Genomic DNA, 18,640 nt, shown 5'->3' on the forward strand with positions numbered 1-18,640 from the left:
CTTGTTTTAGATTAGAGGCCATAACTTAATAAAGGGATATCGAAGCAAATCTCTTTGAGAGAATTGCCCATTCCATTGAATCAAGTTATATTTTTGAACGCTTGTTTTCTTCCGTCCCTGTCATTAAAAGATCAAGGCAGATATTTATTGTAAATTGTTCTTAGTTTTGAAGGTGCCGTTCACAAAAGGATACTGCCCTTCGCACATACTATAACAGATTCACCTAGTAATCTTCAAATATTATTTTCTAATAATTACGATCAATAACTATTACCAAATTCAAACCATTCGTTTCTGAAAGATTGATTTTCGATAAACTTCAAATACTGTAAATAGAAACAGTGCAAATAATAATATTAATATACCAGACGATACGTTTGTAACTGGTACATACACATCCCAAAATGAATTGGTTAAAGCGTGGAAAATAATGCAGAGAAAAATACTTTTAGTGGATTGGTAAATAATCGTCAATAAAAAGGATAACGCTAAAGTTATTAGAGAAAACCATAGGAAGTTCATGTTCATTTGATTTGATCCAATGACAAACCATAATGGCAGATGCCAGACTGCCCAAATAACGCCCACAATCATTGTGCTCGTGAAGGGAGACCATCTTTTTTGTAATGTAGGCTGTAAAAAACCACGCCAGCCGATTTCTTCCACCCCTCCTCCTATAATCATGATTGGCAATTCAAGTAACGTCAGATATATTGGATTCTCCATAGTTGCTCCGCCCCATAGCGTTGGTAAAAAAAAAGCCGCAAATGCCAACCCGATTACAAAAATATACCAAGATACAGGATGCTTAGGATTTTTTACATTATGGATAAATAATTTAAACTCTTCTTTAGTCGAATATTTCTTTTTCAACCAAATCTCACAAATTGCAGGAGTAATTCCGCCGAGAATAAACAATAGCATATATATTGCATTGCCAAACTTCAGTAAATTCAGCTGTGTTAATAAGGCTAAACTGCCCCATATTATCCAAGACGTTGCAAAGGTATAAAATAGAAATCTTCTTATCTCTACCCCCAACTTTAATCCTCTCCTTCATTCGTACCCAATAGTAATAATACGGATTTGCAAAGTGTATTCATCAAACGAATCTCATCAAACTGCACTTGACCATTTGAGAACACCCCGTAACATTTTTGCAAGACAACGTCTCTCACAATGCCATCAATGGACGTCATTATAAAAGTAGATAGATCCTCTATCGAAATCTTAAGCTGAAAACATCCTGAAGAAATACCATTATGGATTGAATGGAAAATTTGTTGCATAAAATATTGCCCACTTTCATTCTCATAAATATTCGATAATATTTTCTTTTCTCTATCTGGATTGTTAGCAAATAAAATCGTAAGCTCAAATTGGATTTTGCCAACTGTTGATACATTTTCCTTCATGTACTCTCCAAGAAAATTAAATAATTTAATGATTGTTTTTGTAGGAGAATTACTTGTATCCGTAATTTCATCGATAATATGTTTATAGTCTGCATTAACATTTACTTGATTAATAACCTCAATAAGTATTTCATCCAAGTCGGAATAATAACGATAAATCCCACCCTGACTTACTCCTGATGCTTTAATAATATCCCTCATCGAAATGTCATAGAGTGGCTTAACTTTACATACTGCTATAGCTGCTTCTAAAATGCTTTTTTTCTTTTCCTTTACATATTCATGGCTTACCTTTGGCACTATCTTTACCTCCAAACATAAAAAATGACACTATTGTCATTTTTATCATAATTAATATACCTTTTATTGTCAATTTAAAATGACATCATTGTCATTTTTCTCTTGAACTTTTAATAAAATTTGACAATCTAATGCGATATGTAATATACTTCCACCATACTATACGACATATAATATAAAACCTCGTATAGGTATTACATTGTGAGGTGAGAGAAGATGACATTTCAACTTGGCTCAGCTTTACTTGACGCTTGTGTACTCGCTATCGTCGATAAAGAGGATGCTTATGGTTACTCATTAACACAGCAAATACAATCCGTGATGGATATATCAGAATCTACGCTGTACCCAGTATTACGTCGTTTACAAAAAGCAAATTGCTTAACAACCTACGATCAGCCCTACCAAGGTAGAAATAGAAGGTATTACCAAATTACCGAGCAAGGTCGAATACGATTACTGGAACTATTAAAAGAATGGCACAAGTATAAAGAAAAGGTTGATTGTGTACTTATAGGAGGGAAATACGATGAATAGAGCAAGCTTTTTGAAAAAGCTACGGGGGAAATTACAACGTCTTCCAGCGCATGAGATTGATGCTGCGCTTGCCTATTATGAGGAATATTTCGATGAAGCAGGAGAGGAAAATGAACAGCGAGTCATTCAACAACTAGGCTCCCCTTCTCATGTTGCATCACAAATAATGGCGGACTATGCATTAAAGGATTTAGAAGCAACATCAACGTCTACTTCGACTAAGAAGAATATGTCTGCGATCTGGCTTATCATTCTAGCAATTATATCTGCCCCACTTTCATTACCGTTACTTGTAGTTGCTATAGCACTTATTTTTTCATTTGGAGCAGTTATATTCAGCGTTATCATCGCAATTATCGCAACTGTACTTAGTATCTTTTTCGGTGGAATTGTTGCTCTTATTTCAGGCTTCTTCATTTTAACTCAGCACTGGCCGACAGCGTTACTTTTTATGGGTGTTGGCTTTATCGTAACAGGTCTGGGCATTATGCTTTTCCCAATCGTTGCTCGTTTGATCAAAACAATCGTTGTTGTTTGTGTTGAAGCATTAGGTAAACTATTCCATAAAATAACGAAGAAGCGGAAGGAGGGATACTAATGACGTCTCGACATACCCATATTGCCATTACTATGATTGCTTTTGGCATGCTGTTAGCTCTAGTTGGTTATTTCTCTGGCGGGAAATGGAGTTTTGTGTTAAATGATGAAGGCATCCAATTGCCAGAGAACAATAAACTAGTAAACAGCTCCTATAAACTAGATGATTTCACTAATCTCAATGTTATCAATCACTATGGAGATGTTGAAGTTATAACTAGTGATCGTTATGCATTAGAAACAAATGTTATTAAAAATGATGATGTGACGTACAGTATTAAAGATAATACATTAACTGTTGAAACTAAGAGTAAGAAGAAGAATGGTTTTGAATTCGGATTTGGTAGCTTCAGAACTCCTTCCATCAAAATCTATGTTCCTTCAGATGTAAAATTGAAAACCGTTATCCTTGAAAATAATTTTGGAGATACAACCATTCGTGGTCTGAATTATCAGGAGTTAAATCTTATTGAAGATTTTGGAGACATTATATTTAAAGACACTACTGGTGATAAAACAAAGATTACACAATCATTTGGTGATATGAATTTAAAACAATTTTCAAGTAATGACTTCGTTACTGAAAGTGATCATGGTGAAATTAACATAGATGGAACATTAAATGGCCAATCCACTATTACATCTGACTTCGGAGATACTACACTTCATTTACAAAATAAAAAAAGTGAACTTGGCTTTGAATTACAAACAGACTTCGGGGATCTTACAGTTGATGGCAAGGATCAAAACAACAAAGTATCGCAATCTTATAACGGTGATAACCAACTAAAAGCAACTATTTCACATGGTGACTTACAGTTAACGTTGAAATAAAGTAAGCTACCGATTTAATTTTCTTCACTGATAAGGCAGAATTACATTTTTGTGATTCTGCCTTTTTAGTAGGATTTTTATAAGATTAGTTCCTATCTATGAATAATAGTAAGAATTTTCTATTTATTATATAATTTTCATATACTTATATGAATGTATTAGTACGATTCTTGTAAGTTAAGCATATTCTGAGGTGAATCAGGCTTGTTATGGCGTCTACTTAGACAAAAATACTATTTTTGAGGTGATCAATATGAACATTAGAAAAGCAAATAGTCAAGATGCTCAAGGTATAGGAAAAGTACATGTTGATAGTTGGAGAACAACGTATAAAGGCATTCTTCCAGATGATTTTTTGAATAATTTATCTTACGAACAGCGAACAGAGCTTTGGAAGAAAAATATTTCAGATGCTACGAATTATGTACTGGTGGCGGAAAATGAACAGAATGAAATAATCGGCTTTGCAACTGGTGGCACACGAAAAACTAATTCAGTACCGAATGCAACTGATTTAACTTCTATATATCTTTTAGAAGAATATCAAGGAATGGGAATCGGGAAGCAACTACTCACAGAAATATTCGCCTATTTTAAACTAAAAGGATATGAAAAAGTATTTGTTGAAGTATTAGCAGAAAATAAAACACGTAATTTCTATGAATATTATGGTGCACAATATGTCAATAACATCGAAATTAAGATTGGCGGAAAAGTATTAGAAGAGCTTATTTACGTATGGAATGATATTGATAAGGTTACAGAAAAATAAAATAGAGAGCTATATCAATTATGCCTCGGCGTAATTACGTCTGGAATTGTCTCTAAAGACTTTAACTTATTGGGGGGCTTGTAATGAAAACTATAGCGGGAACAATCTCTTTATCTGTTTCTTTTACTTTATTTATTTGTTCGGATTAAAAATGGAGCATTCAGTTAAATATGACTCTGGATTCTTTTTTCTTCCAATAGTTTTACTAATACTTTCTCTTATTTTCTTTAGACAAGACTACAAACGAGTAAAAAATATACGGAGCTAAATATATTTCGAAAAATTTGAAAAGCCGTATATTTTCAGATTTGAAAATATACGGTCTTGTTAAATAAGTATGTGCACATGTTTCTATAAAATTTTTATGTCTCCAGCATAAATTGTTCGGACTGTGCCATTATCCTCTGTTAGCTGTAGTACACCTTCATCCGTAATCCCACTGGCAACGCCTTCAAAGCGCTCGCGTAAAGTCGTGACTTCGATACGTTGTCCAATGGTACATGACATTTGTTCCCAAAGCATTTTAATGCTAGCAAAGCCCTCCTTCACGTATAAATCCGTGAATTGTTCTAAATATTGTAAAATAGATGCGACAAGGGCTGCACGATTAATTTCCTCACCCGCTTCTAAACGTAAAGATGTAGCAATATCAGCGATTTCTGGAGAGAAATCTGCTTCGACTTGGTTTGCATTAATACCTATACCTACCAGTAGTGCTTGTACACAGTCTGCTTCAGCCTGCATTTCTGTTAATATACCGGTACATTTTTTACCGTTAATGAGTAAATCATTTGGCCATTTAATGGCTGGTTCAATATGGTTATATAATGTTTTAATAGCCATCGTAACCGCAACTGCTACGACAAGTGTGTAAGATGAAGCTTGCTGAGGAGTAACATCTGGTCTTACAATAATGGTCATCCAAATACCTGTGCCATTTGCAGATTCCCACGGACGCGCCATACGACCGCGACCAGCAGTTTGCTCCTCACCGATAATAATAGTGCCATGTGGAGCGCCTTCCTGTGCAAGCTTATGAGCGATTGTTTGTGTTGAATCAACAACGTCATAATAATGAATTTCACGTCCAAAACGTTCAGTATTTAAAAATAGTTCAATTTGTGTTGGACTTAAGCTGTTTGGCACACCAGTCAGTACATAGCCCTTTTTCTTTACAGTTTCAAATGTATAGCCTTCTTCTTGTAGCGACTGCATATGTTTCCATATAGCTGTACGTGATACTCCAAGGGAATCTGCTATCTCCTGACCCGAAACGGCCTCACCATTAGCAGCTAATATTCTTTTTAAAATTTCATCCTTCATAGAAATACTCATGCTAATCAATCCTTTAGTAAACTCTATTATTAATTTTTGTTGCTTGCAAAATATTGATTCAATTGTACTTATCATACTGTAAATTATGACAATTGACCACATTCTATCATCAAATATCTTTTAGCTCTAGTTATTCGTTATTTTAACTATTTTACTTCGGATCGTTTGATTACCCTCATAACATAGGGTTGATTTCCGTTCCGGCTGGGTGCTTTCCTGGGGGCGTCGGGGCAACAGATGTTTTTTGCGCGAAAGCGAAGCGGCAGTGGCAACAACAGGATGTTGGTCATGAAGGCGTTATCACAGGACGTTATGCTTTTAGTCTTCGTTCCTCTATCCGCTTCACTCGCGCTCCAGGGTCTCATCTGTGATGCTGTGATTTGACCGCCTAGCCTTCCCAATTAACTTATACTCATGTTGCATTTTAACAATTGTCACCCAAAACCTTTGGTGATTAAGCAAAAAAATATTATAGAACCAAATTAATAAGGAGCCGTCTCATTCATTTTTTGAGACCGGCTCCTCGTTTAAAAATCTATGGTTATCATTCTTTTTTGAAATAATCGTGTTCTATCCAATTTTTTATCTGTTGTCGGTCATTTTGAAGCTCGCCATTGACAACTGCTTCAAGCATCGCAAGCAATGCTTCTTTTACCCATGGTCCACCTTTTTTTCCGGACCATTTTAATAAATCTGTACCGTTTACAATTAGCTCTCGTTTGTGTCTAATTGGAAGCTTTGTCTGTATTTCCTGTATACTTTGTTGTGGCATATGAACATCAAGCTGTCTCAGCTCCGCAAAATAACAAGCAGTTTCTAGTTCCTGTTCTGTATACAAAAAGTAATCCATATTTGTCCAGCCGTTTTTTAAAGCTTTTAAAGCTTCTAACACAGCTTTAACAAATGCCATCTCCTTATTCGATAAACGATATTCACCTAGCACTTCTCGCCAATCTTCACCCTGTAACACCGCAAAATATGCCCAGCCTAGTAGCTTGTCCTGCGTGTTAAATTCATACCAGTCTTTAGCTTGAAAAGTACCATTTAAATAATTTACTAAATTGCTTTCCTCAAGCTTCCTTATACCATTATAAACATCTTTCCCTACCCATAGCTTATCGAGCTCTGCTTTTATTCGCTCTCTCGCAATCCAAGAAATATTATCGGCCTTTTCCTGCATTGCTTTCAAGGTTTCTGATTCAATTAGAAAACCGAGCTGTGCTGAAAAACGTACGGCTCGCAGCATTCGTAATGCATCTTCCGAAAAACGTTTCTGTGCATCACCAACAGCTCGAATTACACCAGCCTCAATATCTTGGCGTCCTCCGTAAAAATCAACAAAAGAATCATCTCGACGCATCGCTATGGCATTCATCGTAAAATCTCGACGCTGTAAATCTTCTTTTAGTGAACGTACAAATTGCACTTCCTCTGGTCTACGGTGATCCGTATATTCACCATCTGTTCGATATGTCGTTACCTCCACAGAACCAGCTGGGTCGATAACAAGTACCGTCCCATGCTGAATCCCTATATCAACTGTATGATTAAAGACAGACTTTACTTCGTCTGGCATGGCATTTGTCGCAACATCTACATCGTGGGCAGGACGACCAAGTATAGCATCTCGTACCGCACCACCAACGATCACTGCTTCGAAGCCTGCGTTTTCTAGTTGTTCAATAACTGAATAGGCTGCTTGCCATTCTTTATTGTTTTGCATGATTTCTTTCAGCAACCTTTTCATACAATTTTTCATATTGTTCTACAATTTTAGATGAATGAAATTTTTCATCAACAGCACGGATAGCCGCTTCTCGGAAACGTTGTAATTTCTCTTCATCATTCAATAGGTTCACGGCGTACTCTGCCACTGCGTCCGTGTCACCTAATTCTACTATATAGCCATCTACACCATGCTCAATGACTTCTGGAATACCGCCTACAGCTGATCCAATACAAGGTACACCACAAGCCATTGCTTCAAGTAAAACTAACCCGAATGATTCCTGCTGTGATAATAATAATTTAAGGTCACTTATCGCATATAATTCGGCCAAATTTTCTTGTTTGCCTAAAAATAGAACATCCTCCATATAAGGACTTTCCTTTACTTGATCCATTACACGATGCTTTTCTGGACCATCTCCTACAAGCAATAGCTTTGCCTTCATGTTTGCACGAATCTTCATAAAGGCGTCTATAATATGCGGAAGATTTTTAATTTTACGGAAGTTAGATACGTGAATAATAACTTTTTCATCTTCTTCAATTCCAAATTGTTCCTTTAAGCTTCCTGAATTGCGCGGGAAGTATTCACGTTCATCAACAAAGTTGTAAATCGTGTTAATCGGCTTTACTGTATCGATAAGCTCATAGGTTTGCTGCTTTAATGCCTCTGACACTGTCGTAACGATATCAGATTTGTCAATGCCATACTTAATTGCCTGCGAAAGAGTGGAATCCTGCCCAAGCACCGAAATATCAGTACCGTGCAACGTTGTGACAATCCCAATGTCGCGACCACTCATTTCACGTGCTAAAACAGCACAGACAGCATGTGGTATTGCATAATGCACATGAAGCACATCTAGTTCTTCATCCTTAATCACGTCCGCCATTTTACTCGCTAATGCTATATCATATGGCGAATATTGAAATACTGAATAATTGTTAACTTCTACTTCATGGAAAAAGACGGTTGGATAAATTTTATTCAATCGAAATGGTACGCTTGAGGTGATGAAATGAATCTCGTGTCCTCTCTCTGCAAGCATTTTTCCTAATTCTGTTGCAATAACACCAGAGCCTCCAACAGTTGGATAACAGGTAATGCCGATTTTTAGCTTTTTCATTCGATTATCATCCTTTCTAAATCACGTCTTTTTTTAATTTCGTCTTTCTTGAATCAGTCTCCAATCCACAAAGCCTTCTTGTAGGCCTTTTAGTAATATTTCTGCCGTTCCCATATTTGTGGCCAGTGGCACTTGGTAAACATCACAAAGACGAATAAGTGCAGAAACATCTGGCTCATGTGGTTGTGCTGTTAAAGGATCACGGAAAAAAATGACCATGTCCATATCATTATTGGCAATCATTGCGCCAATTTGTTGATCGCCACCGAGTGGTCCTGAACGAAAACGTGTTACCTCTAAGCCTGTAGCTTCAATAACACGCTGTCCTGTTGTACCCGTAGCAAACAACGTATGCTCATTTAAAATATCTCGGTATGCAATAGCAAACTGTACTAAATTATCTTTTTTACGATCATGTGCAATTAATGCGATTTTCATAATGCTTCCATCCCAATCTTTAGATGATGTTTTCTAAACCATATACAAGTTGATCCATTTTCATGACCTCTTCTACGCAAAATGCTACACCCGACATAAAAGAATTACGATTTAACGAATCATGACGAATTGTTAACAGCTGCCCATCTCCGCCAAATAACACTTGCTGGTGTGCCACTAAACCTGGTAAACGAACAGAGTGAATACGCATGCCATCAAACTCTCCACCTCTTGCACCCTCGATTGTTTCTTTTTCCTCTAGATGTCCTTGCGTCTTTTGTGTTCGCACCTCTTGAATCAATTGTGCCGTTTTAACAGCTGTTCCCGATGGAGCATCTAGCTTTTGATCGTGGTGCATTTCAATAATTTCAATATCAGGTAAATATTTCGCCGCTTCCTTAGCAAACTTCATCATAAGGATTGCTCCTATCGCAAAGTTTGGAGCAATAATACAGCCTAGCTCTTTTTCTTTAGCAATTGCTGATAATTCCACTAGTTGTTCATCTGTAAAGCCTGTTGTACCAATTACAGGTCGTACATTAAAATTCAAGGCCTCTTTAGTATGTTTGTATACTGCATGCGGGCTTGTTAAATCTACTAATACGTCTGGTGCAGTCGCCTCTACAAGTTCAGACATATCTGTAAAGATTGGAGCCGTATAACTTGCCGGAAACATATCCAGATCAGCTAATGTTTTTCCTACTTCCTTATAATCTAGTACTGCTACTAATTCCATTTTGTCATGCTTCATGACCGTATGTACAGCCTCAGCCCCCATTTTTCCCCTAGGTCCTGCTATTACTACACGAATTGACATTATTCTCCATCCTTTCTAGTCCAGCGATCTTTATCTCTTGTTTCAAATTTATGTATAACGCGTAAAAGTGCTTCATCTAATTTAATGCCTTGAGCATTTGCAAAGCAAACTAAAACAAAGAAAAAGTCACCTAATTCTTCTTCAATACTGTTTGCTTCCTCTGTACTCTTTTTCTTCTTTTGCCCGTAAACGTCCTGTACCTCGCGAGACAATTCACCAAGCTCCTCGGTTAGACGTGCCAATAACTCAAATGGTGGGAAATAGCCTTCCTTAAATTGTCCTATATAATCATCCACACGCTGCTGTAAAGCATGCATTGTCACTTGTTCAGTCATTTAAATCACACTCCTACTTACCATCCTATAAAATTTACACCATTGTTGTCAAAAACAATAAAATGTCAGATAATAGATATCACTACTTCAATTGTTTGGGACTTCAGGAGGTCATATGCTAAAACAGATCAAAATCAGCAATATCATCGCAATAATGCTCGGAGCTGCAATTTTTAGCTTCGGCTTCGTCCACTTCAACATGCAAAATCAACTTGGTGAAGGTGGCCTAAGTGGGATAACACTTATACTTTATTTTACACTAGGCTGGGACCCTGCCTTAATGAATTTACTTTTAAACATTCCTATGTTTATAATTGGTTATCGTTTACTAGGAAAAAAATCATTTATTTATACGCTTGTTGGAACTTTATCTGTTTCAGTTTTCCTTAAAGTTTTCCAAAAGTATCAATTTACTATTCATTTAGAGGACGATCTGTTACTTGTTGCTCTTTTTGCAGGGGTTTTTGTTGGACTAGGACTCGGTATCGTCTTTCGCTTCGGTGGTACAACAGGCGGTGTAGATATTTTGGCTCGCCTTGGGCATAAATATTTTGGCTGGAGTATGGGGAAAACGATGTTCGTCTTTGACGCAATTGTCATTATCTTATCATGGCTAACATTTTTAGATGCTCGCTCTATGATGTATACTCTTGTTGCGGTATTTGTTGGCGCGCGCGTCATCGATTTTGTTCAAGAAGGAGCATATGCAGCACGTGGTGCACTTATTATATCTGAAAAGTCTAGCGCCATTGCTGAGTTGATTGCATTACGAATGGAACGCGGTCTTACTATACTTGAAGGTCATGGACATTTTACTAAACAACAAAAAGAAGTTATTTATTGTGTCATTGGTCGCAATGAAGTTGTACGCTTAAAATCTATAGTTCATGAGGTTGATCCACACGCTTTCGTATCTATAATAGAAGTACGAGATGTTGCAGGAGAAGGCTTCACGCTAGACGCCCAAAAACAACCTCTACATTAACATTAACAACCTGCCTACGCTCACGAAAAAGACATTTTACTTTTTCGTGAGCGTAGGCTTTTTTTTCATAATAAATTATATACATAGTTTAACGGATTAAAAAACTTGCTATAGTGAAATACCACTACAACAAGTTTTTTAATTAGTCGTCATTTCGCATATTTGTAAAAATTAATACTAAACGTAATAATTCTAATACTGCTACTGCTGCTGCGGCAACATATGTTAATGCTGCAGCACTTAACACTTTTCGTGCTGGACGCTCTTCTTCATTTGTAATAAGCCCCAGAGAATTCATCTGCACTAAAGCACGCTTTGAAGCATCAAACTCCACTGGTAACGTTACTAATTGGAAAACCACACCTGCTGCTAATAATACGATACCTAAAAGTAACATATTCGAACTACTTGCAAAAATACCAATCATTACAAATATCCAAGACATATTTGATGAAATATTTGCAACTGGCACTAGCTTACTGCGTAATGTCAGCATCGAATAAGCTTCTTTATGCTGGATGGCATGGCCAACCTCGTGGGCAGCAACTGCAGCACCAGCAATACTCGCTTCGTAGAAATTACTTTCCGATAAAGCAACTGTTTTTGTTGCCGGATTATAGTGATCAGACAACACACCTTGTGTTGGAACAACTCGTACATCATATAAGCCGTTCGCATCTAAAATCGCACGCGCTACCTCTGCACCTGTTTGTCCCTTCATTGTACTTTCTTTTGCAAACTTATTATACGTACCCTTTACTTTCATTTGTGCGTAAAGCGGCAGTAGCATTATTATTGCAAAATAAACAATATACATACTTATTGACAATTTTCTAACCCCTTTCTACCTCGATACTATAATTCTATAATCATTTACCTAATTCGGCAAATATTTGCGCCACCTAATTGAGAAGATGGCTAGAAAAATGCATATAATTGATAGCCAAAAAGTAAAGTAGCCAATATAGCTCGTATAATTTTCTAAATCACGATACATCGGCATTTGGCCAAATACATAATCAATCACATCATTATGCAATGTCCATACCGCTGCCACGGCAATATGCCAATATGAAAAAACATATTTACCGAGATACAGAATTGCTTGCGCAGCCATCGCAAAATGTGAGCCCACGAGCATCCAGCCTTGCCAACCAATTGATCCAGTTTCAATCAACGTCCAAATATTCATAACATCAGCCCAAATTCCATACTTCACTAATGTAATAAGGGCTAGCACTTCCATTAGCGGCCATTTTTTATTCATAATCCAAGCTAACAATACAAAGCAAAAGAATAAGCTAGCTGTCGGGCTATCCGGCACAAAAATATAAAAAATTGGCTTCGTGATGGCAAGCTGCCATCCATACCAATAATAACCGTAAATAGTTCCTAATAGATTAATAATTAGTAATAGTATTAAAAATGACTTATGTGTAAGGAGATACCAGATGTTTGCTCGTGTAATTTGCATATTTAAACTCCTTTATCTTCTGTCTTTACTAAGATGCCTTTTTTAACTGTTATTATGTATAAAATAGTCTTTAATTTGCCACTTACTATCGAAAATGAATATTGGCAGTACTTTTCCCAAATCCATAACGTGGGGTTGATTTCCGTTCTGACTGAGCGAATCAGATAAGACGCTTCGCTCCAAGTCTCATCTGTGACGTTGCTTTCCAGGAGCCGCCTAAGCCTTCAATCCAATCAATAAGATATGCATTGGCTTACGTTTTAACAAATGACATCACAAACTTTTGTAGAAGCTATTTTTCTAGCATTTCCTATCAATTATGCCTCGGCATAATTGTAGCTGTCACTACGCTTTAGCGCAGATAAACAATGCGTCCGGAATCCGCTGAAAGAAGTTAAAAATAGACCACATCAAATGTTAGGATAGGCACTATGTGTAGCTCCACATAAATTCATATGACGGTCCTGCCCTTTTCGCTAACTTACTGGCCTAGCCTCCTCGGTTTGTTCACACAAATACTGTCGGATCTTGACTAGCAATTTATTTCGGCAAGAGTAGCGAATCATTTTCTATTATATCAAATAGTATGTATTTCCTAACAAATTTTATAGGACAAAAATATTTTGCGGGAACTTTTTTTATGTTGTAACAGTCACGTTATTATGTAAGAAGAAAAAAAGAGCCAGTTTCCTGACTCTTTTAAATCAAAGCTTATTTCTTAGCCTTCAAGCTCGCAATAAATTCAGCTAATTGCTTCGCTTCTTCATCTGTACCTTTGAATTGACCAGGTGGCATTCCACCACGACCATTATGAATAATATCTTCAACTTGTTCAGCTGTTAGCTCATTACCAACTAATTTTGGAGCAGCTGGGCCACCTTTTAAATCAGCAGCATGACATCCGATACAAGATTTAGCTTGGTCTCCTGAGTCACCATTCCAAATTGCAAATCCTGGAAGCGATTCATCAATATCAACATCAACTTCTTCTACAATTGCACCCATTGCTTTTTGAGCTTCCCAGTCATGGTTAGCAACCGCTTCCCATGTTAGGTAAAACATAGCTGCCAGTGTCAATAACATAAACCCTGTTGGTAACGGACGTTTAGATGGACGACGTTCTGGACTTTTATCTAAAAATGGCATTAATAATAGCGCTCCAAATGCAAGACCTGGAATTACAATTGCTCCAATAACATTATATGGACCTGAAGCATATGAATATTTTAATAATTGATACATGAATAAGAAGTACCAGTCCGGTAATGGCACGTATGCTCTTGTTGGATCAGCTGGTCCTTCAAGTGGTGATGGATGTGCAACTGTCAAAATTAAATAAGCAATTAAAAATACAGCACCAACCATCCATTCTTTAAGTAAGAAGTTTGGCCAGAAAGCTTCCGTCTTACCTGGATATTCGGAATAATCCTTTGGAACGTTCGGCATTCTGTGATTCGCTTTAATACGAGAATCACCAACAAATTTCATTCCTTTTCCGCGATGCATTATGTCCCCTCCTTTAAAAAATCATCGAACCGTCAAGAACTATTACAACGGCCCTGAAATTCCTTGACGACGAATCATGATAAAGTGTGCTGCAAGTAACCCAAACAATACTGCAGGTAAGAAGAATACATGAATCGCAAAGAATCGTGTTAACGTTTGAGCACCAAGAATAGTTGAGTCACCCGCTAATAAGATTTTAATCCATTCACCGATAAACGGTACAGATGCAGCAATTTCGATACCTACTTTTGTAGCGAATAATGCTTTCATATCCCAAGGTAATAAGTATCCTGTAAAGCCAAGACCCATCATTACACCGAAAATACCTACACCAACCATCCAGTTTAATTCACGAGGTTTCTTATAAGAACCTGTAAAGAACACGCGAAGTGTATGTAAGAACATCATTACGATTACTAATGAAGCTCCCCAGTGGTGCATACCGCGTACGATTTCACCAAATGCTACTTCGTTTTGTAAATAATAAACTGATTTCCAAGCATTCACTACGTCTGGTACATAGTACATTGTTAAGAACATACCTGATAGTATTTGAATCACTGTGATGAAGAAAGTTAATCCACCAAAACAGTAAACGAATGCTGAAAAATGGTGTGCAGGGTTCACGTGCTCTGGCACTTCGTGGTCGGCAATATCACGCCAAATAGGTGTAATATCTAAGCGTTCATCGACCCAATCATAAATTTTATTTAGCACTGTTTTGTACCCCCTTACTAAACTAGAGTATTTGCTTTAGTTGGACCAAGCAATAAGTAACCTGCTTCTTCTTTAACTTCATATTCATCCAACGGACCTGTTGGTGGTGTTCCTGGTATGTTTTTACCATTTTTCTCATAACGGCCACCGTGACAAGGACAGAAGAATTGATCTGGGTATTCTGAATTTTCTCCCCAGTTCACCATACATCCTAAATGCTTACAAACAGGAGATAGTGCAACGATTTGATCGCCTTGTTTGAAAACCCATGCTACGTTTGTTACTTCTGATTTGTACCATGCATCAACTTGTTCAAATTTTAAGTCAACTTTAACAGGTTTGTCAGTAATATCTGCGATTTTATGCTCTGTTTTAATAAAGTCCCCACCACCATGTTTTTGTAGTACTGGGTCTATCGCAAAACGAATCATTGGCATCAGCATACCTGCCGCCATAAAGCCACCTACACCAGTTAGTGTATAGCTTAGGAATTGACGACGAGAAACTCGATTATTACTCATTTTTTTCCCCCCTCTAACTTAAAGGTCAGTCCAACGGACATGCTTTTACAAATAGTAATACTAGGACATATCTATGATATATCAACTCCATAGCTTGGTCAATATAGCATTCTGTGGAAAGTTGGAGAATGTGAACATTTATTGAAACAAATTGTTAAATCTGTGTCCATTTGGTCGAAAGCATCGGAATCACTTGTCGCAATTGATCTTCGAGAATGGAGTTTTTCACACCTTTATCCATACTTTCTAACGGAATCGCTGGAAGCCAAATAACATTTACTTCATCTCCAATATTTGTCCAAAAATGGTCACAAGTAATGAAGAACACATGCTTAAAACCAGCATTATGTAATTGTGTCTCTAATTGCCTTGGCATATCTTCGTTTTTTAAGGTCGAACTATACGAAAATGGTGGCATCAGTAGTAGACGACCTTTAAACTGTTGTTCGATAAATGATGTAAGCGATAACAAAAAATCCGCGTCGGTACCACTCTGTTTCATTTTTTCAGGAGTTAAATCGACGGTTACGAGTGGAACAATTGCTGTATCGATAAAGTCCTTCTGTGCTATAAACGATGTCACATCACTTGCATTAAAATACATCTGACAAACCTCCTCTTGTTGCATAAATCAATTTTGCTTTGGCGTAATTGTTTGCTGTCGCTTCGCTTTCACTATAGATAAACAATGCGTCCGGATTTTGAATTGTGCACAGGCTTGCCACGAGGGCCGACACGATGTCGGTCATTTCGGTAATGCCACAGGACGTGGCGTTTTTACCGACGCAGGTCAGTTAGCCATTTTCGCAGGATGCGAAGGTTTTAGGCTAAGATCCTTTAGTCCTTCCTTTCAAAATCCGTGACATTCGCCGGGGCTTTAGGCCAACATTTGTTTTTGGTGCGAAAGCGTAGTGCTAACGCAGCGGCAGCAACATTATGTTGGTCACTCAGTCGTTGTTGTTGTTGTTGTTGTTGTTGTTGTTGCTGCCGCTACGCTTTCGCACAGTTAAAACCCTATTGCTGCCGCTACGCTTTCGCACAGATAAATTGCCACAGGACGTGGCGTTCTTAGACTGAGTTCCTCTATTTCAGTGGGGTACGGTACACCACTGAATGAAGATAAAAAAATGCCCTTCTCCACTCTTCAATAGGATAGCCAATAAAAAGTGAAAACAATCATTCACTTGTTATGTTATCATATTGAGGTAGATAAAGGACATTCAATTTTTACTTATAACTAACGTAAATTAGCCGTTTCCTTTAAAGCTTGTAACAAATTAGACAATTCATAAAAGCGCTCTTCATCTCCTTGATCGAGGGCTTCATCAATTTGCGCGAGTAATTTTTCTTCTTGGAATACGAGTAAGCTGTTGGATAGCAGCTCTTCTGCCAGTACACGATCTTTTTCACTAACAATCAGTGCTTCTGGCATATAAGGGTTTTCTTCAAGAACTGCTAAGTATTGTGCACTTGGTGGTATATTTGGAAAATTCAATTGTATATACATATCTTCATGTTCATGTAAACGTAAATCATGAAAGGATTTCTCAGCATCTGCTGTCATTACATTGCCTTTGTAAAAACGAAACGGCACACCTGTTGAGTCAACTGTTGACATTACCATTGCTCTGGGGCAATAGTGAGCTTCTTCAACAAACCGAATTCGTTTCAATAACTCATCGTTACTTAATAAGTAATTCAAAATCCATACACACTCACGACGTTTCAATTGATAATTTTTTAAAAACCATCTAACAAATGCTTTTTTATCGACAACTGATACAGAAGCAGTCATACCCACTCCCTCCTTTACTCAAATTCTAAGGTTTCTAACTTCTCTTGCCACTCCAGTTCACCCGGTTGAATAGTTATTAATTGACCGAGTACTTCTTTAGCTTCTAAACGCTTTCCTTCCTCTAATAAGAAATAAACATATTTTTCTAAAAATGTTGCGTCTTCCTTAAAATCATTATATGCCAAACGGTAAAATTCGTATGCACGGTCGTACAATTCTAAATTTTCATATGCAGCCGCAGCAAATGGGTATAATGTGCTCCATTCAAAATCATTTTTTTGCAATGTTTCAAATAATTCTATTACATCCTCATGACGCTCTTGTTGTGCCAACACAGAGATCAATGCTAATACTGCTTCCATGTATTCAGGATCTAAGGCGATGGCTTCACGTAGATGCTGCTCGCCCTCAGCTGGCAAACCAGTTTTTAAAGCCATTTTACCCGCGAATAAGAATAAGGACTTATCGTATTCGTCACGCTTTAATCCTTCCAGAATGGCAGCGTATGCTTTTTTATTGTCCTCCGTCATTGTATAGCTTTCAGCAAGCAATAAATAGGCAGAGAAATAATCAGGGTCCAATTCTTTTAATTCCTCTAATTGTTTAATGGCCATTTCATATTTTTGTGATTGAAAGGCTGAATACGCCGCACCAAATAAAACATCTGGCTTCACTTCATCATCAAGTGCTTTTAAATAGTAATCTAAGGCCGTTTCATAGGCAGCTCCTGCACGATACACCTCAGCAAGTCGTTCAGTAAGACTTACCCCAGCAAATTCAACCTGTTGTTCATACAATTCTTCATATAGTCTCGCAGCCTCTAAAAAACGACCCGTTTCAAATAAAAGCTCCGCTTTAGCAAATTGTAATAATGGCTCATCAGGTAATATTGATAGTGCCTCATTGATGCGCATTTCTGCTACTTCAAACAATCCTTGCATTTGATAATAATCCGCTAACACCAATAATGCTTGAGGATATTCCGGAGCTGTCTCCTCTACCTCTAATAAAAAATCTAACGCTTCATCTTCATCGCCAAGTTCCATTAAAACGTTTGCACGATCAATTTTCAATTGTGCCTCTTCTGGGAATAAAAATTGTAAATGCTCAAGTACACGGTCAGCTTCTTTCATATATCCATACTGCATAAAAACTTCAGCTAGCGCATAAATGTCCTCAGGTAGCTCTTTCGTTAAAAATGTTTCAAGTAGCTGTTCAATTAATGCTAAGTCACCTTGTTCAAGTGCTTGCATCATTTCAGTCATCGAATTGTTCACAGTCATTCACCTATTCTTTCATTAATATCTTTATGCTACAAAACATTTTCTCTTGAAACAAGAAAAAACTCCCCAAAAGACTTGGGGAGTCAAGGATCAATTTCGCCTTGGCGTAATTGCGCCCGGATTT

The 18,640-nt window shown here is 37.4% G+C and carries 21 protein-coding genes; 5 read left to right on the forward strand and 16 right to left on the reverse strand.

The window, feature by feature from the left end:
* Positions 1-279: 279 nt before the first annotated feature.
* Both ACZ11_RS13200 and ACZ11_RS13205 read right to left on the reverse strand, forming a co-directional pair.
* A complete protein-coding gene (locus ACZ11_RS13200; RefSeq protein WP_049666732.1) occupies positions 280-1,041 on the reverse strand; it encodes a CPBP family intramembrane glutamic endopeptidase in 762 nt (253 codons plus the stop codon).
* 2 nt (positions 1,042-1,043) lie between these two features.
* Positions 1,044-1,715 carry a TetR/AcrR family transcriptional regulator gene (locus ACZ11_RS13205; protein ID WP_049666734.1) on the reverse strand — a complete coding sequence of 224 codons (672 nt, stop codon included), beginning with the start codon at positions 1,713-1,715 and terminating at the stop codon, positions 1,044-1,046.
* A 216-nt stretch (positions 1,716-1,931) separates the two neighbouring features.
* Between ACZ11_RS13205 and ACZ11_RS13210 the strand changes: the two genes are divergently transcribed.
* From ACZ11_RS13210 to ACZ11_RS13225, 4 genes are all read left to right on the forward strand, one after another.
* Positions 1,932-2,252 (forward strand): PadR family transcriptional regulator, encoded by a 321-nt coding sequence (locus ACZ11_RS13210; RefSeq protein WP_049666736.1) that lies wholly within the window; start codon positions 1,932-1,934, stop codon positions 2,250-2,252.
* Positions 2,245-2,850, forward strand: a complete 606-nt coding sequence (locus tag ACZ11_RS13215; protein ID WP_049666737.1) for a DUF1700 domain-containing protein — start codon at positions 2,245-2,247, stop codon at positions 2,848-2,850. The genes ACZ11_RS13210 and ACZ11_RS13215 overlap by 8 nt, the downstream gene beginning before the upstream one ends.
* Complete coding sequence (locus tag ACZ11_RS13220) at positions 2,850-3,683, forward strand: DUF4097 family beta strand repeat-containing protein (RefSeq protein WP_049666739.1); 834 nt, start codon at positions 2,850-2,852, stop codon at positions 3,681-3,683. The genes ACZ11_RS13215 and ACZ11_RS13220 overlap by 1 nt, the downstream gene beginning before the upstream one ends.
* A 253-nt stretch (positions 3,684-3,936) precedes the next feature.
* Entirely contained in the window at positions 3,937-4,455 is a 519-nt protein-coding gene (locus ACZ11_RS13225) for a GNAT family N-acetyltransferase (RefSeq protein WP_049666741.1), read from the forward strand.
* A gap of 351 nt (positions 4,456-4,806) precedes the next feature.
* On the opposite strand, the gene ACZ11_RS13230 is transcribed toward ACZ11_RS13225, so the two are convergent.
* The 6 genes from ACZ11_RS13230 to ACZ11_RS13255 all read right to left on the reverse strand — a co-directional run bounded on the left by ACZ11_RS13230 (position 4,807) and on the right by ACZ11_RS13255 (position 10,235).
* A complete protein-coding gene (locus ACZ11_RS13230; RefSeq protein ID WP_049666744.1) occupies positions 4,807-5,790 on the reverse strand; it encodes a biotin--[acetyl-CoA-carboxylase] ligase in 984 nt (327 codons plus the stop codon).
* A 544-nt stretch (positions 5,791-6,334) separates the two neighbouring features.
* The gene (locus tag ACZ11_RS13235) at positions 6,335-7,513 is read right to left on the reverse strand and encodes a CCA tRNA nucleotidyltransferase (protein WP_049666746.1); all 1,179 of its coding nucleotides are present in this window, start codon (positions 7,511-7,513) and stop codon (positions 6,335-6,337) included.
* Entirely contained in the window at positions 7,500-8,645 is a 1,146-nt protein-coding gene (gene bshA / locus ACZ11_RS13240; protein ID WP_049666747.1) for an N-acetyl-alpha-D-glucosaminyl L-malate synthase BshA, read from the reverse strand. Before bshA ends, ACZ11_RS13235 begins: the two co-directional genes overlap by 14 nt.
* 33 nt (positions 8,646-8,678) lie before the next feature.
* The gene (gene mgsA / locus ACZ11_RS13245; RefSeq protein WP_049666749.1) at positions 8,679-9,083 is read right to left on the reverse strand and encodes a methylglyoxal synthase; all 405 of its coding nucleotides are present in this window, start codon (positions 9,081-9,083) and stop codon (positions 8,679-8,681) included.
* Between the two features lie 19 nt (positions 9,084-9,102).
* The gene (gene dapB / locus ACZ11_RS13250) at positions 9,103-9,900 is read right to left on the reverse strand and encodes a 4-hydroxy-tetrahydrodipicolinate reductase (protein ID WP_049666751.1); all 798 of its coding nucleotides are present in this window, start codon (positions 9,898-9,900) and stop codon (positions 9,103-9,105) included.
* On the reverse strand, positions 9,900-10,235 hold the full coding sequence (locus tag ACZ11_RS13255) for a nucleotide pyrophosphohydrolase (RefSeq protein WP_049666753.1): 336 nt from the start codon (positions 10,233-10,235) through the stop codon (positions 9,900-9,902). The genes dapB and ACZ11_RS13255 overlap by 1 nt, the downstream gene beginning before the upstream one ends.
* 115 nt (positions 10,236-10,350) lie before the next feature.
* Here ACZ11_RS13255 and ACZ11_RS13260 point away from each other — a divergent pair, with 115 nt between their 5' ends.
* Positions 10,351-11,220 (forward strand): YitT family protein, encoded by an 870-nt coding sequence (locus ACZ11_RS13260; RefSeq protein ID WP_049666755.1) that lies wholly within the window; start codon positions 10,351-10,353, stop codon positions 11,218-11,220.
* A 142-nt stretch (positions 11,221-11,362) separates the two neighbouring features.
* Here the strand turns inward: ACZ11_RS13260 and ACZ11_RS13265 are convergent, their stop codons facing one another.
* The 8 genes from ACZ11_RS13265 to ACZ11_RS13300 form a co-directional block, all read right to left on the reverse strand.
* Positions 11,363-12,037 (reverse strand): zinc metallopeptidase, encoded by a 675-nt coding sequence (locus ACZ11_RS13265; protein ID WP_082172811.1) that lies wholly within the window; start codon positions 12,035-12,037, stop codon positions 11,363-11,365.
* Positions 12,038-12,097: 60 nt separating this feature from the next.
* Positions 12,098-12,694 carry a lipoprotein heptaprenylglyceryl N-acetyltransferase LhaT gene (locus ACZ11_RS13270; protein WP_049666757.1) on the reverse strand — a complete coding sequence of 199 codons (597 nt, stop codon included), beginning with the start codon at positions 12,692-12,694 and terminating at the stop codon, positions 12,098-12,100.
* A gap of 711 nt (positions 12,695-13,405) precedes the next feature.
* Positions 13,406-14,200 (reverse strand): menaquinol-cytochrome c reductase cytochrome b/c subunit, encoded by a 795-nt coding sequence (locus ACZ11_RS13275; protein WP_049666759.1) that lies wholly within the window; start codon positions 14,198-14,200, stop codon positions 13,406-13,408.
* A gap of 42 nt (positions 14,201-14,242) precedes the next feature.
* Positions 14,243-14,917, reverse strand: coding sequence for a menaquinol-cytochrome c reductase cytochrome b subunit (gene qcrB, locus ACZ11_RS13280; RefSeq protein WP_049666761.1), 675 nt, complete (start codon positions 14,915-14,917; stop codon positions 14,243-14,245).
* A gap of 17 nt (positions 14,918-14,934) precedes the next feature.
* The gene (locus ACZ11_RS13285; RefSeq protein WP_049666763.1) at positions 14,935-15,438 is read right to left on the reverse strand and encodes a QcrA and Rieske domain-containing protein; all 504 of its coding nucleotides are present in this window, start codon (positions 15,436-15,438) and stop codon (positions 14,935-14,937) included.
* Positions 15,439-15,592: 154 nt separating this feature from the next.
* Positions 15,593-16,042 (reverse strand): DUF2487 family protein, encoded by a 450-nt coding sequence (locus ACZ11_RS13290; RefSeq protein WP_049666765.1) that lies wholly within the window; start codon positions 16,040-16,042, stop codon positions 15,593-15,595.
* A 633-nt stretch (positions 16,043-16,675) separates the two neighbouring features.
* On the reverse strand, positions 16,676-17,233 hold the full coding sequence (locus tag ACZ11_RS13295) for a ReoY family proteolytic degradation factor (protein ID WP_049666766.1): 558 nt from the start codon (positions 17,231-17,233) through the stop codon (positions 16,676-16,678).
* A 14-nt stretch (positions 17,234-17,247) separates the two neighbouring features.
* Positions 17,248-18,516 (reverse strand): tetratricopeptide repeat protein, encoded by a 1,269-nt coding sequence (locus tag ACZ11_RS13300; RefSeq protein ID WP_082172772.1) that lies wholly within the window; start codon positions 18,514-18,516, stop codon positions 17,248-17,250.
* Positions 18,517-18,640 lie beyond the last annotated feature (124 nt).

The organism is Lysinibacillus xylanilyticus (assembly GCF_001183605.1).
Classification (GTDB): domain Bacteria; phylum Bacillota; class Bacilli; order Bacillales_A; family Planococcaceae; genus Lysinibacillus; species Lysinibacillus xylanilyticus.